Below are 16,003 nucleotides of genomic sequence, written 5' to 3'. Positions count from 1 at the left end.
CGCGGCCTTTCGTTGCATCGCTTCGATACCATGTCTGACCGGAAAACGCATCTGCCGCACTCCGCCGCTTGCGGTCAAATTCGGGGCGCGCTTCAAGAAGAAACGCACGGAAAGCGTGATTTTTCGCGCAATGTGTCGATTTCATGAAACGCATTAAAAATTTCGTACATGGCATTGCCGTCATGTGATTTTTACAAAGAAATGCGAAAGCGCCGCGGTGCTCGGCGTGGCTCCGGGGCGGCATCTGCCATACGAAGCGAATTGACACCTCGGCCCCTGGCAGGTGACAGTTTCGTCCAGGGAGGCGGATGCTGCGCGCGGAACCCGTGGTTCCCAGGAATGCCGCCCGGGAGCGAAGAGCCGAAAAAGGCACGATTCGGAGGAAGACCATGCAAAGAACCGTTTTCTGGCTTGCCGGGCTGATGGCGCTGCCCGTCGCGGCCGAGGCCAAGACCGAGATTTCCTGGTGGCACGCCATGACCGGCGCCAATGCCGAGGTGGTGACCAAGATCGCCAGCGATTTCAACGCCAGCCAAGAAGATTACGAGGTCAAGCCCGTCTTCAAGGGCACCTATCCCGAGACGCTGAACGCCGGCATCGCCGCCTTCCGCGCCGGGCAGGCCCCGGACATCATCCAGGTCTTCGACGTCGGCACCGGGGTGATGATGGGCGCCCAGGGCGCCATCAAGCCGGTGGCCGAGGTGCTGAAGGAAGGCGGCTACGACTTCGACAAGAGCCAGTATCTTCCCGGCATCGTCGGCTATTACTCGACCCCCGAGGGCGAGATGCTGTCCTTCCCCTACAACTCCTCCTCGCCGATCCTGTATTACAACAAGGACATCTTCGAAAAGGCGGGGCTGGACGTCGAGAATCCGCCCAAGACCTGGGCCGAGGTCTGGACCGCCGCCCGCAAGATCAAGGAATCGGGCGCCGCGAGCTGCGGCTATACCTCGACCTGGCTGACCTGGATCCATACCGAGAATTTCGCCGCCTGGAACAATGTCAGCTGGGCCACGAACGAGAACGGCCTGGCCGGCACCCCCGAGCTGAAGATCGACGGCCCGCTGTTCGTCAAGCATTTCCAGGAGCTTGCGGACCTGGCGAAAGAGGGCGTCTTCGTCTATGGCGGCCGCACCAGCGAGGCCAAGCAGAACTTCACCTCGGGCGAATGCGGCATCCTGACCGAAAGCTCGGGCGGCCTGGGCGATATCGTCAAGTCGGGCATGAACTACGGCATCGGCCAGCTGCCCTATGACGAGACTGCCGAGGGCGCGCCGCAGAACACCACGCCGGGCGGCGCCTCGCTTTGGGTGATGGGCGGCAAGTCGGACGAGACCTACAAGGGCGTCGCCGCCTTCTTCAACTTCCTGTCGCAGACCGAGGTGCAGCAATATCTGCACGAACAGTCGGGCTATCTGCCGGTGACCATGGCGGCTTACGAGGCGACCAAGGCTTCGGATTTCTACCAGAAGAATCCGGGCCGCGAGACGCCGATCCTGCAGATGATGGGCAAGCCGCCGACCGAAAACTCCAAGGGTGTCCGCGCCCCGAACCTGCCGCAGCTGCGCGACATCCAGAACGAGGAATACGAGAAGATGCTGGCGGGTCAGCAGGATGCGGCCACGGCGCTGAAGAACGCGGCAGAACGCGGCAATGCCGCGATCAAGGAAGCCGTGGGCGGCTGAACTTTGGCGGCGGGCGCCCTGTTGCGCCCGCCTCTGCATTGGGGGACGGATGAGGCGCACGGTCTTTCCGCACAAGCTGCTGCCCTGGCTGCTGCTGGCGCCGCAGCTGGCAATCACGCTGATCTTCTTCTACTGGCCGGCGGCGCAGGCGTTCCGGCAATCCATGCTGCGCGAGGATGCCTTCGGGCTGAAATCGACCTTCGTGGGCCTGGCGAATTTCCGCAAGGTGCTGGGCGATCCGAACTACCTGAACGCGGTGCAGGTCACCGCGGTCTTTTCGGCACTGGTGGCGCTTTTCGCCATGGCGATCGCGCTGTTCCTGGCGGTGCAGGCGGAAAAGGTCATCCGCGGCAAGGGGTTCTACCGCACGCTGATGATCTGGCCCTATGCGGTGGCGCCGGCCATCGCCGGGATGCTGTGGCTGTTCATGTTCAACCCGTCCTTCGGCACGCTGGCCTGGCCGCTGCGGCAGATGGGCATTCGCTGGAACCCGCTGCTGGACGCCGATCACGCCATGATCCTGGTGGTGGCGGCGGCGACATGGAAGCAGATCAGCTATAATTTCCTGTTCTTTGTCTCTGGCTTGCAGGCGATTCCTCGATCTCTTCTGGAAGCGGCGGCCATCGACGGCGCCTCGCGGCGGCACGCCTTCTGGACCATCGTTTTCCCGCTGCTGACGCCGACCACCTTCTTCCTGCTGGTGGTGAACACGGTCTATGCGCTGTTCGACACCTTCGGCATCATCCATGCGGTGACCGGCGGCGGCCCCGGCAAGGCCACGGAAACATTGGTCTACAAGGTCTATAACGACGGTTTCGTGAACCTGATCCTGGGCGATTCCGCCGCGCAATCGGTGATCCTGATGCTCATCGTCATCGGCCTGACCGCCTTCCAGTTCCGCTTTATCGAAAGGCGGGTGCATTATGGCTGAGGCATCCCCCCTGGCCCCCCGCGGGCCGGGCCGGTTGGTCGCGCATTTCTGGATGATCCTCGGCGTGATCGTGGTGGCCTTCCCGGTCTATTACGTCTTCATCGCCTCGACCCACAGCACCCAGACCATCCTGCGCCCGCCGCTGCCGCTGCTGCCCGGTCCCGAGGCCGCGGCGAATTACGGCGAGGCCTTCGAGGGCGGCGTGCGGCGCATCGGCGGCGTCAGCCTGTGGCGGCTGCTGGCCAATACCACCATCGTCGCCATGGGCATCGCGCTGGGAAAGATCGCCATTTCCATGGCCTCGGCCTATGCCATCGTCTTCTTCCGCTTTCCGCTGCGCATGGCCTGTTTCTGGCTGATCTTCATCACCCTGATGCTGCCGGTCGAGGTGCGCATCCAGCCCACTTACAAGGTCATGGTCGATCTGGGGCTGATCGACACCTATCCGGGGCTGATCCTGCCCCTGATCGCCTCGGCCACCGCGACGCTGCTGTTCCGGCAGTTCTTCATGACCATCCCCGACGAGTTGCTGGAGGCCGCGCGCGTCGATGGCGCCGGCCCGTGGCGGTTCTTCAAGGACATCCTGTGGCCGCTGTCGCTGACCAATGTGGCGGCGATCTTCGTGATCCAGTTCATCTATGGCTGGACGCAATACCTGTGGCCGCTGCTGGTCACCAATTCCAATGAAATGAACACCATCGTCATCGCGCTGAAGAAGATGATCTCCTTTGCCGATGCCGATACGCCCTGGAACCTGGTGATGGTCACAAGCGTGCTGGCCATCCTGCCGCCGATCCTGGTGGTGGTGCTGATGCAGCGCTGGTTCGTCAAGGGCCTGGTCGAGACGGAGAAATAGATGGCCGGCATCCTGCTCAATGACGTCCGCAAGAGCTATGCGGGAAACCAGGTCATCCACGGCATCAGCATGGAGGTCGCGGACGGCGAATTCGTGGTGATCGTCGGCCCCTCGGGCTGCGGCAAGTCCACGCTTCTGCGCATGGTGGCGGGGCTGGAGGCGATCAGCGCCGGCACCATCGAGATCGGCGGCAAGGTGGTCAACGACCTGGAGCCGCGCCAGCGCGACATCGCCATGGTGTTCCAGAACTATGCGCTTTATCCGCATATGTCGGTGCGCGAGAACATGGCTTATGGCCTCAAGATCGCCCGGCTGCCGAAAGCCGAGATCGCGGCCCGCGTGGCCAAGGCCGCGACCATGCTGGAGCTGGAGCCCTATCTGGACCGCAAGCCGCGCGCGCTGTCCGGCGGCCAGCGCCAGCGCGTCGCCATGGGCCGGGCGCTGGTGCGCGAGCCGGCGGCGCTGCTGCTGGACGAGCCGCTGTCGAATCTCGACGCCAAGCTGCGGGTGCAGATGCGCCTGCAGATCAAGGAGATGCACCTGCGCACCGGCCAGACCACGCTTTACGTCACCCATGACCAGGTCGAGGCGATGACGCTGGCCGACCGGCTGATCGTGATGAACAAGGGCGTGGCCGAGCAGATCGCGACGCCTTTGGAGGTCTACGAACGCCCGGCCAGCGAATTCGTGGCGGGCTTCATCGGCTCGCCGGCGATGAACATCTTCACCGTCCGGGCGGGCGAGGGCGGCGTCACCTTGCCGGGCGGCGCGGTCCTGCCGCTGCCGGTCCCGCCGCGCGGCGGCGACCTGCGCCTTGGGCTGCGCCCCGAACATCTGCGGCTGGCGCAGGCCGGCGAGGCGGCGATCCCGGTGCTGCTGCGCTCGGTCGAGCGGCTGGGCGCGGATGCCTTCGGCTATGGCGTGATCGAGGGGTCGGATGTGGCGATGGTGCTGCGGCTGCCCGGCAGCAGCCGGGCCGAGCGCGGCGACCGCATCCAGGCGGTGCCGGATGCCGCGCATCTGCATTTCTTCGACCCGGAAACCGGCCGCCGCGTCGAGGGTTGAAAGGCTGCGACGGCGTGACGGAATCCCATCATGCCGTCAATCATTATCCATCACGGATGATCGGTTTCGCGCACCGTCCCGCATTGACCTGAATCGGCCGGCCGGCGACAACCCTGCCCAGGCGGGCCAGAGGAGAGCGCCCGTCTTCAACACCATGCCGCATCCCGGCCCGGCCTGGGCAGCCGGCCGGCGTCCGTGCTTGGGCGGCCGCGGCGCTGCAGAAGGGGGAGGGACCGAATGAAATCCGGGGGCTTGACGGCGATGGCGCAGGAAATGCGGATCGGGGCGGCGATGACCTCCTGTGACAATCCTTTCCTGACCATTCCCCTGGACGGCATCAAGATCCATCACTGAAGGCCGCGGACGTGACGATGGACAAGGTGGCGGTGGCCGGGACGGGCTGGCGGCGAGGCCGGCGAGCGGCCTGGACCTCACCGTCGATCAGAACGCCACGAACCGGGCGGACCGCCATCGCCATGGTCCGGGGCGAGCCGGTTGAGCGCGCCATCCGGGTGCCCTTCGGGCCGGTCACGCCCGAAAACCAGGCGCAATACCACTCTGATCGCCGCCTGCTGCCCGCCGCCGGGGCGGGCCGGTGCGCGACCCCACCCCATAGCAAGGACCCCGACCATGCGCATTGCCATCGACCCCTTCATGCACCGTCACCTGCCGCTGGAACAGATCCCGGCCAAGGTCAAGGAACTCGGCTACGACTGGATCGAGCTGAGCCCGCGCGGCGATTTCCTGGAATGGTTCAAGGCGCCGCGCGTCTTTCCCGACCGCATCAAGACGCTGAAACGGGCGCTGAACAAGGCCGAGGTCGGCATCGCCAGCCTGCTGCCGATGTATCGCTGGGCCTCGAACGACGAGACCGAGCGCCAGGCCGCCGTCAGGCACTGGAAACGCGCCATCGAGATCGCCGTCGAGCTGGGCGTGGATACCATGAACAGCGAATTCGGCCGCGGCCCGCATCCCGACAAGGGCGGCTGCTATTGCTGTCATACCGGCAGCATGATCGAGTCCTGCGAGGACGCCTGGTGGCGCAGCATGGAGGAACTGGTTCCGATCTTCGAGCGCGAGGGCATCACCCTGCATGTCGAGCCGCATCCCGAGGACTGGTGCGAGACCCTGCAGCCGGCGCTCGACATCATCCGCACGGTGAATTCGCCGCGGGTGAGATTCCTCTATTGTGCGCCGCATACCTTCTATTTCGGCGACGACACCAAGGCGATGCTGCGCGAGGCCGCCGATGTGCTGGCGCATGTCCATGTCGGCGACACGTTCAACCACAAGGCCAGTTCGGGCCTGCGCTACATCCTGAACCCGCCGGGCACCCAGGCCCGCGTGCACCAGCATCTCGACATCGGCCAGGGCGAGGTGCCCTGGGACGATTTCTTCGGCACCCTGGCCGAGATCGGCTTCGACGGCATCATGACCGCCTGCGTCTTCGCCTGGGAGGACCGCGCCGATCACTCCGGCCGCTTCATGCGCGCCGAGATGCAGAAATATATCGACCAGTATTGGAAATAGCGGCGCTCAGCCCTGGCCGGCGCCGCGCCGCCACAGCCAGATCAGCCAGCCGGCCCAAAGCGCGGCCAGCGAGAACCAGGTGAACGCATAGCCCAGATGGCTGTTGCGGAAGCTGACCACGGTCAGCCCGCCGATGGGCAGATCGGCATCGGCGCGGGCATCGGCGTCGATGAAATAGGGCGCGGCGCCGGTCAGTCCCCGCCGGTCGGCGATGGCCGCGACGTCGCGGGAATACCAGCGGCCGGCCTCGGGATCGTTCTTGCGCAGGAAGGCGCCGCCGGGCTGGCTCATGCGCAGCAGCCCGGTGATCGTGACCGGGCCGCCGGGCAGCACCCGGTCGGCCTCGGCCCGGGCGGTTCCGGGGACGAAGCCGCGATTGACCAGCACCGGCCAGCCCTGGTCGGTAAGCAGCGGCGTCATCACCCAGAAGCCGGCGCCGCGATCCGTCACCGCCTTGACCAGCGTATCGCTGCCGGCGCGGAAGCGGCCCGAGACGGTCAGGCGGCGGTATTCGTCCGCCCCGGCCGAAAGTTCCGGCCAGTCCCGCGGACCGGGGGCGGGCGCCGGCTCGGCCGCCAGCCGGGTCTCGACCCGGGCGATCAGGTCGGTCTTCCAGGCCAGGCGTTGCACCTGCCAGATGCCCAGCCCGCAAAGCAGAACGAAAATGGCCAGCGCCCCGGTCAGGAGCGCCAGCCGCGCGAAGCGGGAACGCGCCACCCGCGCCCCCGCAACCGCCGGCCCGGTCACGAGCCGATGCCCTGCATCATCTCGTGATCCATCTGCGGCATCATGTTGGTGTTCATGTGATACATGACCCACAGCGACCCGGCCAGCAGGATCACCACCACCACCACGGTGAAGATGGTCGAGAGCATGGTCCAGCCCTCCTCCTGCTTGCCGTTCATGTGCAGGAAATAGACCATGTGGACCAGAATCTGCACGACGGCGAAGCCGATGACGACCAGCGCCGTCAGCCCGCGGCTTTCGAAGCCGCCGGCCATGACGATGCCGAAGGGCAGGGCGGTCAGGATCACCGAGAGCAGGAACCCCTTGAGGTAAGAGGCATGGCTGCCATGGTCGTGGCCGTGATCGTCGAGATGCGAATGCGCGTGTTCGGCAGACATCAGATCATCCCCAGCAGATAGACGAAGGTGAAGACGCCGATCCAGATGACGTCGAGGAAGTGCCAGAACATCGACAGGCAGACCATGCGGCGCTGGTTGGCGGGGATCAGCCCGGTGCGGGTGATCTGCACCATCAGCGTCACCAGCCAGATCGAGCCGAAGGTGACATGCAGCCCGTGCGTCCCGACCAGCGTGAAGAAGGCCGACAGGAAGCCGGACCGCTGCGGCCCGGCGCCGACATGGATCAGGTGGTGGAACTCGTAAAGCTCGATGCCCAGGAAGCATAGGCCGAAGAACAGCGTCACCGCCAGCCAGCGCAGCGTGGCCCGCTTGTCACCCTTGCCCATGGCCAGCATGGCGAAGCCGAAGGTGATCGACGAGAGCAGCAGCATGGCGGTGTTGACCGCCACCAGCTCGAGGTCGAACAGATCCTTGGGGCCCGGCCCGGCGGCGAAGCTGGTGCCCAGCACGCCATAGACCGCAAAGAGCACCGCGAACATCAGGCAGTCGCTCATCAGGTAGACCCAGAAGCCCAGGCTGGTCGAGGCCCCTTCGGGGTGGTGATGGGGCTCCAGTTCCCAGTAGCGGTCCATGGTGTCGGTTGTCGCGTGGCTCATGGCTCAGGCCCCCTGCGCAAGCTGGCGCGTCCGGGCATCCTCGGTCGCCTCGATTTCCGAGACCGGGATGTAATAGTCGCGGTTGTAGTTGAAGGTATGGCCGATCGAGACGGCGATGATGCCCAGGAAGCTGGCCGCCGCCAGCCACCAGATATACCAGATCAGCGCCATGCCGCAGATGGTGGCCAGCGCCGCCAGGATCACGCCGGTGCCGGTGTTCTTCGGCATGTGGATCGGCATGAAGCCGGCGGTCGGGCGCGCGGCGCCGTTCTGCTTCATCTCCCACCAGCTGTCCAGCCCGTGCGAGATCGGGTTGAAGGCGAAGTTATAGGCCGGCGGCGGCGAGGAGGTCGCCCATTCCAGCGTCCGGCCGTTCCAGGGATCGCCGGTCACGTCGCGATAATCCGCCCGGTTGCGGCGCAGGATCGAGACGCCGAACTGCACGAACATGGCGGCGATGCCGCAGGCGATCAGCACCGCACCGAAGGCGGCGATGGCGAACCAGATCCGCAGGTCCGGGTCGTCGAAGACCCGCAGCCGACGGGTGACGCCCATCAGCCCCAGGATATAGAGCGGCATGAAGGCGAACCAGAAGCCGACCACCCAGAACCAGAACGAAACCTTGCCCCAGAACACGTCCAGCTTGAAGCCGAAGGCCTTGGGCCACCAGTAGTTCACCGCCGCGAAGCAGCCAAACAACACGCCGCCGATGATGACGTTGTGGAAATGCGCGATCAGGAACAGCGAGTTGTGCAGCACGAAATCGGCCGGCGGCACCGCCAGCAGCACGCCCGTCATGCCGCCGATGACGAAGGTCAGCATGAAGGCCACCGTCCACAACATCGGCAGTTCATAGCGGATGCGGCCGCCATACATGGTGAACAGCCAGTTGAAGAGCTTGGCCCCGGTCGGGATCGAGATGATCATCGTGGTGATCCCGAAGAACGAGTTCACCGAGGCGCCCGAGCCCATGGTGAAGAAATGGTGCAGCCAGACCAGATAGGACAGCACCGTGATGCAGACGGTCGCGTAGACCATCGAGGAATAGCCGAACAGCCGCTTGCCCGAGAAGGTCGAGGCGACTTCCGAGAACACCCCGAACAGCGGCAGGATCAGGATATAGACCTCGGGATGGCCCCAGATCCAGATGAGGTTGATATACATCATCGGATTGCCGCCAAGATCGTTGGTGAAGAAGTTGGTGCCGACATAGCGGTCCAGCGTCAGCAGGATCAGCGTCATGGTCAGCACCGGGAACGAGGCGACGATCAGGATATTGGTGCAGAACGAGGTCCAGGTGAAGACCGGCATCCGCATCATCGTCATGCCCGGCGCCCGCATCTTCAGGATCGTCACCAGCAGGTTGATACCCGAGAGCGTGGTGCCGACGCCGGCGACCTGCAGACCCCAGATGTAATAGTCGACCCCGACCCAGGGGCTGTAGCCGATGCCCGAAAGCGGCGGAAAGGCCAGCCAGCCGGTCTGCGCGAACTCGCCCACGAACAGCGAGGCCATGGTGATGACCGCGCCCCCCACCGTCATCCAGAACGAGAAATTGTTCAGGAACGGGAAGGACACGTCGCGCGCGCCGATCTGCAGCGGCACGACGTAGTTCATCAGCCCGGTGACGAAGGGCATGGCCACGAAGAAGATCATGATCACGCCATGGGCGGTGAAGATCTGGTCATAGTGGTGGCTGTTCAGGTAGCCCTCGGAGCCGCCGAAGGCCCAGACCTGCTGCAACCGCATCATGATCGCATCGGCAAAGCCGCGCACGAACATGATCAGCGCCAGGATGATGTACATGATGCCGATCTTCTTGTGATCGACCGAAGTGAACCATTCTTTCCAGAGATAGCCCCAGAGCCGGTATTTCGTCAGCACCGCAAGCAGCGCGACCCCGCCGATGGCGACGGCGGCGAAGGTGGCCCAGACGATGGGCTCCTTCGGGATCGCGTCCCAGTTCAGGCGGCCCAGAAGGAAGGTGGTTTCGTTGGAAGGCGTAACCATGCGTGCGTCCGATCAGAAATTCCGCGCCGCGCCGCTCTCGGCGGCTTCCAGCAGCGTGACGTCGTTTTCATGCGTAAGGCGGAAGGGCTGGGGCGGCGTCATCGCCAGGCCGCGCAGCGGCGTCATGTCCGCCCGTTCCGGCACCACGTCCGGCATGTTGCCAAACATCAGCGCCGCTTCCTCGGGCGTGCAGAACGAGGCGACCTGGAAGGGTTTCCAGCCCAGCACCGGCGCGCGCGCGCCGCGGCGCTGGTGCTTGTCATAGGTCAGGGCGGTGACGTTCATCGTCCCGGCCAGCCCGGTCCCGCCCTGGGCGTCCAGCGCCATCATCTCGGCCATGCAGATCTTGCCCGGCTCGACGCACATGTTGACGATGCGCGGGTAAAGCTGCGGATCGACCTCGGCGAAGGTCATGGGCGGGACGTTCTCGCTCGGCGCCTCGAGTTCCAGGTAGCGCGGACGGTCCAGCGTGCCGCCGGCCTCGCGCGCCTTGGCGATCCAGGCATCGAAGCCGGCCTGGTCGGTGGCCAGCGCCTTGAAATGCATGCCCGAGAAACCGTGGCCCGAATAATGCGAGGCGATGCCCTTGTATTCGCCGGGATTGTTGAAGACCCCGTGCAGCTTGGTCTGCATCCCCGGCATGGCATAGACCATGCCGGCCATGGCCGGGATGTAAAAGGCGTTCATCACCGAGGAGGAGGTCAGCGTGAACTCGACCGGGCGGTCCACCGGCACCGCCATCTGGTTGACCGAGGCGATGCCCTGTTCGGGATAGATGAACAGCCATTTCCAGTCGAGCGCCACCACCTCGACCCGCAGCGGCTGCATCTCGCGCGGGGCAGGCTGGTCCTTGGAGATGCGGTCCAGCGGGCGATAGGGATCCAGCAGGTGGGTGCCGACCCAGGTCAGCGCCCCCAGCGAGATGATGATCAGGAGCGGCGCCGCCCAGATCACGAATTCCAGCTTGGTCGAATGATCCCAGTCCGGGCGGTATTCGGCATCGCGATTGCGCTCGCGATATTTCCAGGCGAACCACACCGTCAATGCCATCACCGGCACGATGATGAGCAGCATCAGCAGCGTCGAGCTGACCAGAAGATCGCGTTCTCGCGCCGCCACGTCACCGGCGGGCAACAGCACCTCGGCCTTGCACGCGGCAAGCGGGATCAGAAGCGAAAGCCATGCAAGGCGAGTGAATTTTGGGTTTCTTTTCATTGGACTACCTGCTGTCCCGTGGATGGCGCAACGAAACGAGTCGGAAATGCGCCGGGCAAGTGTGGGTTGGTTACCTTGATCTGGATCAAGGCGACATGCGACGTTTTGCCCTATGCTGCGCGCCCTCGGTTTGCGGCAGGGAAGGGGCAGGACGCCGGGTGACGACCGTCGAGGCCCGGCAGGAATCTGGATCAGATCGAAACCATCTGCCATGTCGAGCACTTCCCCTTCGGCCCATGCCGGCCCCTCCGCCCCCGCCTCGCCGCTCCATCGGGTGTCGCCTTCCGACATCGCCGTGGGCGTGATCATCGGGCGCACCTCCGAGTTCTTCGATTTCTTCGTCTTCGCCATCGCCTCGGTGATCGTGTTCCCGCAGCGGATCTTCTCCTTCACCGATCCGCTGACCGGCACGCTGCTGTCCTTTGCGCTGCTGGCGCTGGCCTTCGTGGTGCGGCCGCTGGGCAGCGCGCTGTTCATGGCCATCGACCGCCGGCACGGGCGGGTCAGCAAACTGACCGCGGCGCTGTTTCTGATGGGCACGGCCACCGTCGCCATGGGCCTGATCCCCAGCCATGAGGATGTCGGCTACTGGGCGGTCGTCATCCTGGCGGTGCTGCGCATCGGCCAGGGGCTGGCGCTTGGCGGCGCCTGGGACGGCATGCCCTCGCTGCTGGCGCTGACCGCACCGAAAAGCCGGCGCGGCATCTACGCCATGGTGCCGCAGCTTGGCGCCCCCATCGGGCTGATCGTGGCCAGCCTGCTGTTCGCCTATCTGGCCGCGAACCTCTCGGCCGAGGATTTCCTTGGCTGGGGCTGGCGTTATCCGTTCTTCGTCGCCTTCTCGGTGAACGTGGTGGCGCTGTTCGCGCGCCTGCGCATCGTCGCCACCGACGAGTTCCAGGAGCTTTTCGAATCGCGCGAATTGCAGCCCACCCGGCTGCGCACCACCCTGGCCGAGGACGGGCCGACGGTCCTGCTGGGCATCTTCGTGCCGCTGGCGAGCTTTGCCATGTTCCACATGGTCACGGTCTATCCGCTGTCCTGGATCTTTCTTTACACCAACGAGACGCTGGTCAGCTTCCTGGTGATCGAGGCCGTCGCCGCGCTGGCCGGCATCGCCGCCATCCTGCTGTCCGGTTTCCTGGCCGACCGCATCGGCCGGCAGCGCCTGTTGCTGGTCGGCGCGCTGCTGATCGGCGGCTTCGCCATCCTGGCGCCGCTGCTGCTTTCGGCCGGCAAGACCGGCGAGATGGTCTACATGATCGCCGGCTTCTTCATCCTCGGGCTCAGCTTCGGCCAGTCCTCGGGGGCGGTCGGCTCGCTTTTCGGGGTGCGCAACCGCTATACCGGCTCGGCCATCGTCTCGGACCTGGCCTGGATGTTCGGGGCCGGCTTCGCGCCGCTGACGGCGCTGCTGCTCTCGGCCTGGCTGGGCCTGCCCGCCGCCGGTCTCTACCTGCTGTCGGGCGCGGTCTGTTCGACCATCGCCGTGCTGCTGGCCGGGCGGATGGAGTTCAAGGGCGACGCCTGATCCGCCCCGGCGCCGCGCGGCTAAAGCGCCGTGGCGCGGTGCTCCAGCCATTCGGCAAAGGCGGCCAGCGCGCGGCTTTCGCCGCTGCCCTGCGGCCGGATCAGGCAATAGGGCCAGCGCCCGGGCAGGCGCAGCGGGCTGATCTGGCGCAGCGTACCGGCCCGCAGCGCTGCCGCGGCGAAGATGTTGGGCAGCAGCGCGATGCCCAGCCCGGCCTGGGCGGCGGCGATCACCATGTCGAAATGCTGGAACCGCGGCCCGCGCAGCCGGTCCAGGGCGTCGCTGCCGGTCAGCGCGAACCAGTCGCTCCACAAGCCGGGCCGCGTTGCCTGCTGGATCAGCGGATAGCGCGCCAGAGCATCGGCGCCGGGCGTCAGCTCGGGCGGGATCAGACCGGGCGAGGCCACGACGATCAGGGTTTCGTCCACCAGCGGCGTGACCCGGCTGCCCGGGCGGGCAAGCTCGGCGCGTTGCAGCGCGGCGTCGAAGGGGCTGTCCTCGAAATCCACCGGCGCCAGCGCCGCGGTCAGGTCGATCGAGACCTCCGGATGCTGTCGGGCGAAATCCGGCAGCCGCGGAATAAGCCAGGTCGCGGCAAAGGTCGGCAGCGCCGCCAGCCGCAGCACATCGCCGCCGCCGCCAAAGGCCATGACCATGCGCGCCGAGTTTTCCAGCCGGTCCAGGATCTGGCGCGAATCGCGCACCAGCGCCCGCCCGGCATCCGACAGGATCAGCCGCTGGCGCACCCGGCGGAACAGCCGCACCCCCAGCCTGTCCTCCAGCGCCCGGATCGAGCGGCTGACCGCGCTTTGCGTCAGGTTCAGCATCTCGGCCGCGCGCGAGGCCGAGCCGGTCTCGGCGCAAAACACCAATGCGCGCAGTTCCTGAATGCTGGGGGTATAGCTGGGGCGGGGTGGTTTGTTCATTCCTGAAACTCATGAACTGCGGATCACTCATCATTAGCACTCCGGCCGCGCCTGGGCTAGAACGGACGGCAACAGAGGAGTGACCGCATGGCCCAGAAACCCGCCACCTTCGCCTGGAACGACCCCTTCCTGCTGGAGGACCAGCTGACCGAGGAAGAGCGGATGATCCGCGACAGCGCCGCGGCCTTCGCGGCCGAATCGCTCGCGCCCCGGATCAAGGACGCCTATCTGAACGAGACCACCGATCCCGAGATCTTCCGCGAGATGGGCGCGGCCGGCCTGCTGGGTGTGACCGTGGACGAGGCCTATGGCGGTGTCGGCGCCTCTTACGTCGCCTACGGCCTGGTCGCGCGCGAGATCGAACGCATCGATTCCGGCTATCGCTCGATGGCCTCGGTGCAAAGCTCGCTGGTCATGTATCCGATCGAGGCTTACGGCAGCGAGGCGCAGAAGCAGAAATACCTGCCGAAGCTGGCCTCGGGCGAGTTCATCGGCTGCTTCGGCCTGACCGAGCCGGATGCGGGTTCCGACCCGGCCGGCATGAAGACCCGCGCGAAGAAGACCGCGGACGGTTATGTCCTGAACGGCGCCAAGATGTGGATCACCAACTCGCCGATCGCCGATGTCTTCGTGGTCTGGGCCAAGTCCGAGGCGCATGGCGGCAAGGTGCGCGGCTTCGTGCTGGAAAAGGGCATGAAGGGCCTGTCGGCGCCGAAGATCGAGGGCAAGCTGAGCCTGCGCGCCTCGGTCACCGGCGAAATCGTCATGGAGGATGTCGAGGTCGGCGAGGACGCGCTGCTGCCCGGCGTCGAGGGCATGGGCGGCCCCTTCGGTTGCCTCAATCGCGCCCGCTACGGCATCAGCTGGGGCGCCATGGGCGCGGCCGAGGATTGCTGGTTCCGCGCCCGGCAATACGGGCTCGACCGCCAGCAGTTCAACCGGCCGCTGGCGGCGACGCAGCTCTACCAGAAGAAGCTCGCCGACATGCAGACCGAGATCGCGCTGGGTCTGCAGGCCAGCCTGCTCGTGGGGCGGCTGTTCGACGAGGGCAAGATGGCGCCCGAGATGATCTCGATCGTCAAGCGCAACAATTGCGGCAAGGCGCTGGACATCGCCCGCATGGCCCGCGACATGCATGGCGGCAACGGCATCTCGGTCGAGTATCACGTCATCCGTCATGCGCAGAACCTCGAGACGGTGAACACCTACGAGGGCACGCATGATGTGCATGCGCTGATCCTCGGCCGGGCACAAACCGGCATCCAGGCCTTCGGCTGATGTCCGCCGCGCCGCTGAAAGGGCTGCGGGTCGTCGAGCTGGCCCGCATCCTTGCCGGTCCCTGGATCGGCCAGACCCTGGCCGATCTGGGCGCCGAGGTGATCAAGGTCGAGGCACCCGAGGGCGACGACACCCGCCGCTGGGGGCCGCCCTTCATCGAACGGCCGCGTCCCGACGGCTCGACCGAGACCGTGGCCGCCTATTTCCACGCCGCGAATCGCGGCAAGACCTCGGTGATTTGCGACTTCAACGACCCGGCCGATCTGGAGCGGCTCAAGCGGCTGATCGACGAGGCCGACGTGCTGGTCGAGAATTTCAAGCTGAGCGGGCTGCGGAAGTTCGGTCTCGACCATGCCAGCCTGTCGGCCCGGAACCCGCGCCTCGTCTATGCCTCGATCACCGGCTTCGGCCAGGATGGGCCCCGGGCGGCGCAGCCGGGCTACGATTTCCTGGTCCAGGGCATGTCGGGGATCATGGACCTGACCGGAGAGCCCGCGGGCGAGCCGCAGAAGGTCGGCGTCGCCTGGATCGACATCTTCACCGGGCTCTACGGGGTGATCGCGGTGCAGGCGGCGCTGGCCGAGCGCGAACGCTCGGGGCTGGGCCAGCATCTCGACCTGTCGTTGCTGGATTGCGGCGTCGCGGTCCTGGCCAATCAGGCGACGAATTACCTGCTGGGCGGGGCCGTGCCGCACCGGCTGGGCAATGCCCATCCGAACATCGTGCCCTATCAGCTGTTCCCGGCCTTGGACGGGCACCTGATCATCGCCTGCGGCAATGACCGGCAATTCGCCGCGCTGTGCCGGGTGCTGGCGCTGGCGGACCTGGCCCGGGATCCGGATTACGCCACCAATCCCGCCCGGGTGGCGAACCGCGCCCGGCTGGTGCCGCTCTTGGTCCAGGCCACGCGCCGCTTCACCCGCAGCGCGCTGATCACGGCGCTGGAAGCGGCGGGCGTCCCGGCCGGCCCGGTCAACGATGTGGCCGAGGCTTTGGCCGAGCCGCAGGTGCGGGCCCGCGGCCTGCAGATCGCGCCCGAGGGCATTCCCGGCCTGCGCAGCCCGATGCGCTTTTCGCGCAGCCGGCTTCAGACCGATCGCGCCGCCCCCGCGCTTGGCGCCGGCGCCTGGGATTTCGCCCCCCCGTGACCGGTCCTGAGGCTTTCTCCGTTTTCCAAATACCCCGGGGAGCGCCATGCGCGTCCCGTTGAGGGACGCGCATGGCGCGGGGGCGGA

The 16,003-nt window shown here is 66.1% G+C and carries 14 protein-coding genes; 8 read left to right on the top strand and 6 right to left on the bottom strand.

Annotation, left to right across the window (positions count from 1 at the left end; genetic code table 11):
• Positions 1-389: 389 nt before the first annotated feature.
• From ugpB to NBE95_RS19650, 5 genes are all read left to right on the top strand, one after another.
• On the top strand, positions 390-1,685 hold the full coding sequence (ugpB, locus tag NBE95_RS19670; RefSeq protein WP_289896150.1) for a sn-glycerol-3-phosphate ABC transporter substrate-binding protein UgpB: 1,296 nt from the start codon (positions 390-392) through the stop codon (positions 1,683-1,685).
• A gap of 49 nt (positions 1,686-1,734) precedes the next feature.
• Positions 1,735-2,616 carry a sn-glycerol-3-phosphate ABC transporter permease UgpA gene (ugpA, locus tag NBE95_RS19665; protein ID WP_289896149.1) on the top strand — a complete coding sequence of 294 codons (882 nt, stop codon included), beginning with the start codon at positions 1,735-1,737 and terminating at the stop codon, positions 2,614-2,616.
• Entirely contained in the window at positions 2,609-3,472 is an 864-nt protein-coding gene (ugpE, locus tag NBE95_RS19660) for a sn-glycerol-3-phosphate ABC transporter permease UgpE (RefSeq protein ID WP_289896148.1), read from the top strand. The genes ugpA and ugpE overlap by 8 nt, the downstream gene beginning before the upstream one ends.
• Positions 3,473-4,537 carry a sn-glycerol-3-phosphate import ATP-binding protein UgpC gene (locus tag NBE95_RS19655; RefSeq protein ID WP_289896147.1) on the top strand — a complete coding sequence of 355 codons (1,065 nt, stop codon included), beginning with the start codon at positions 3,473-3,475 and terminating at the stop codon, positions 4,535-4,537.
• 630 nt (positions 4,538-5,167) lie between these two features.
• Complete coding sequence (locus tag NBE95_RS19650) at positions 5,168-6,067, top strand: sugar phosphate isomerase/epimerase (RefSeq protein ID WP_019353260.1); 900 nt, start codon at positions 5,168-5,170, stop codon at positions 6,065-6,067.
• Between the two features lie 6 nt (positions 6,068-6,073).
• Here the strand turns inward: NBE95_RS19650 and NBE95_RS19645 are convergent, their stop codons facing one another.
• Genes NBE95_RS19645 through cyoA form a run of 5 tightly spaced genes read right to left on the bottom strand, consistent with a single transcriptional unit; the run spans position 6,074 to position 11,033 of the window.
• Complete coding sequence (locus NBE95_RS19645; RefSeq protein ID WP_289896535.1) at positions 6,074-6,760, bottom strand: SURF1 family protein; 687 nt, start codon at positions 6,758-6,760, stop codon at positions 6,074-6,076.
• 50 nt (positions 6,761-6,810) lie between these two features.
• Entirely contained in the window at positions 6,811-7,191 is a 381-nt protein-coding gene (gene cyoD, locus NBE95_RS19640) for a cytochrome o ubiquinol oxidase subunit IV (protein WP_289896146.1), read from the bottom strand.
• Complete coding sequence (gene cyoC, locus NBE95_RS19635) at positions 7,191-7,808, bottom strand: cytochrome o ubiquinol oxidase subunit III (RefSeq protein ID WP_289896145.1); 618 nt, start codon at positions 7,806-7,808, stop codon at positions 7,191-7,193. The genes cyoD and cyoC overlap by 1 nt, the downstream gene beginning before the upstream one ends.
• A 3-nt stretch (positions 7,809-7,811) precedes the next feature.
• Entirely contained in the window at positions 7,812-9,818 is a 2,007-nt protein-coding gene (gene cyoB, locus NBE95_RS19630; RefSeq protein WP_289896144.1) for a cytochrome o ubiquinol oxidase subunit I, read from the bottom strand.
• Positions 9,819-9,830: 12 nt separating this feature from the next.
• Positions 9,831-11,033 (bottom strand): ubiquinol oxidase subunit II, encoded by a 1,203-nt coding sequence (gene cyoA / locus NBE95_RS19625; protein ID WP_289896143.1) that lies wholly within the window; start codon positions 11,031-11,033, stop codon positions 9,831-9,833.
• A gap of 211 nt (positions 11,034-11,244) precedes the next feature.
• On the opposite strand from cyoA, the gene NBE95_RS19620 reads away from it, so the two are divergent.
• Positions 11,245-12,564, top strand: coding sequence for an MFS transporter (locus tag NBE95_RS19620; RefSeq protein WP_289896142.1), 1,320 nt, complete (start codon positions 11,245-11,247; stop codon positions 12,562-12,564).
• Between the two features lie 20 nt (positions 12,565-12,584).
• Here the strand turns inward: NBE95_RS19620 and NBE95_RS19615 are convergent, their stop codons facing one another.
• Positions 12,585-13,490, bottom strand: coding sequence for a LysR substrate-binding domain-containing protein (locus NBE95_RS19615; RefSeq protein WP_289896141.1), 906 nt, complete (start codon positions 13,488-13,490; stop codon positions 12,585-12,587).
• An 87-nt stretch (positions 13,491-13,577) separates the two neighbouring features.
• Here NBE95_RS19615 and NBE95_RS19610 point away from each other — a divergent pair, with 87 nt between their 5' ends.
• Both NBE95_RS19610 and NBE95_RS19605 read left to right on the top strand, forming a co-directional pair.
• The gene (locus NBE95_RS19610) at positions 13,578-14,768 is read left to right on the top strand and encodes an acyl-CoA dehydrogenase (protein ID WP_289896140.1); all 1,191 of its coding nucleotides are present in this window, start codon (positions 13,578-13,580) and stop codon (positions 14,766-14,768) included.
• The gene (locus NBE95_RS19605) at positions 14,768-15,916 is read left to right on the top strand and encodes a CoA transferase (protein ID WP_289896139.1); all 1,149 of its coding nucleotides are present in this window, start codon (positions 14,768-14,770) and stop codon (positions 15,914-15,916) included. Before NBE95_RS19610 ends, NBE95_RS19605 begins: the two co-directional genes overlap by 1 nt.
• Positions 15,917-16,003 lie beyond the last annotated feature (87 nt).

Origin of the sequence: Paracoccus sp. TOH, from assembly GCF_030388245.1 — a bacterium.
GTDB classification, from domain to species: Bacteria; Pseudomonadota; Alphaproteobacteria; order Rhodobacterales; family Rhodobacteraceae; genus Paracoccus; species Paracoccus simplex.
The sequence above is the reverse complement of the archived record's forward strand: the minus strand, read 5'-3'. Positions and strand labels throughout refer to the sequence as shown.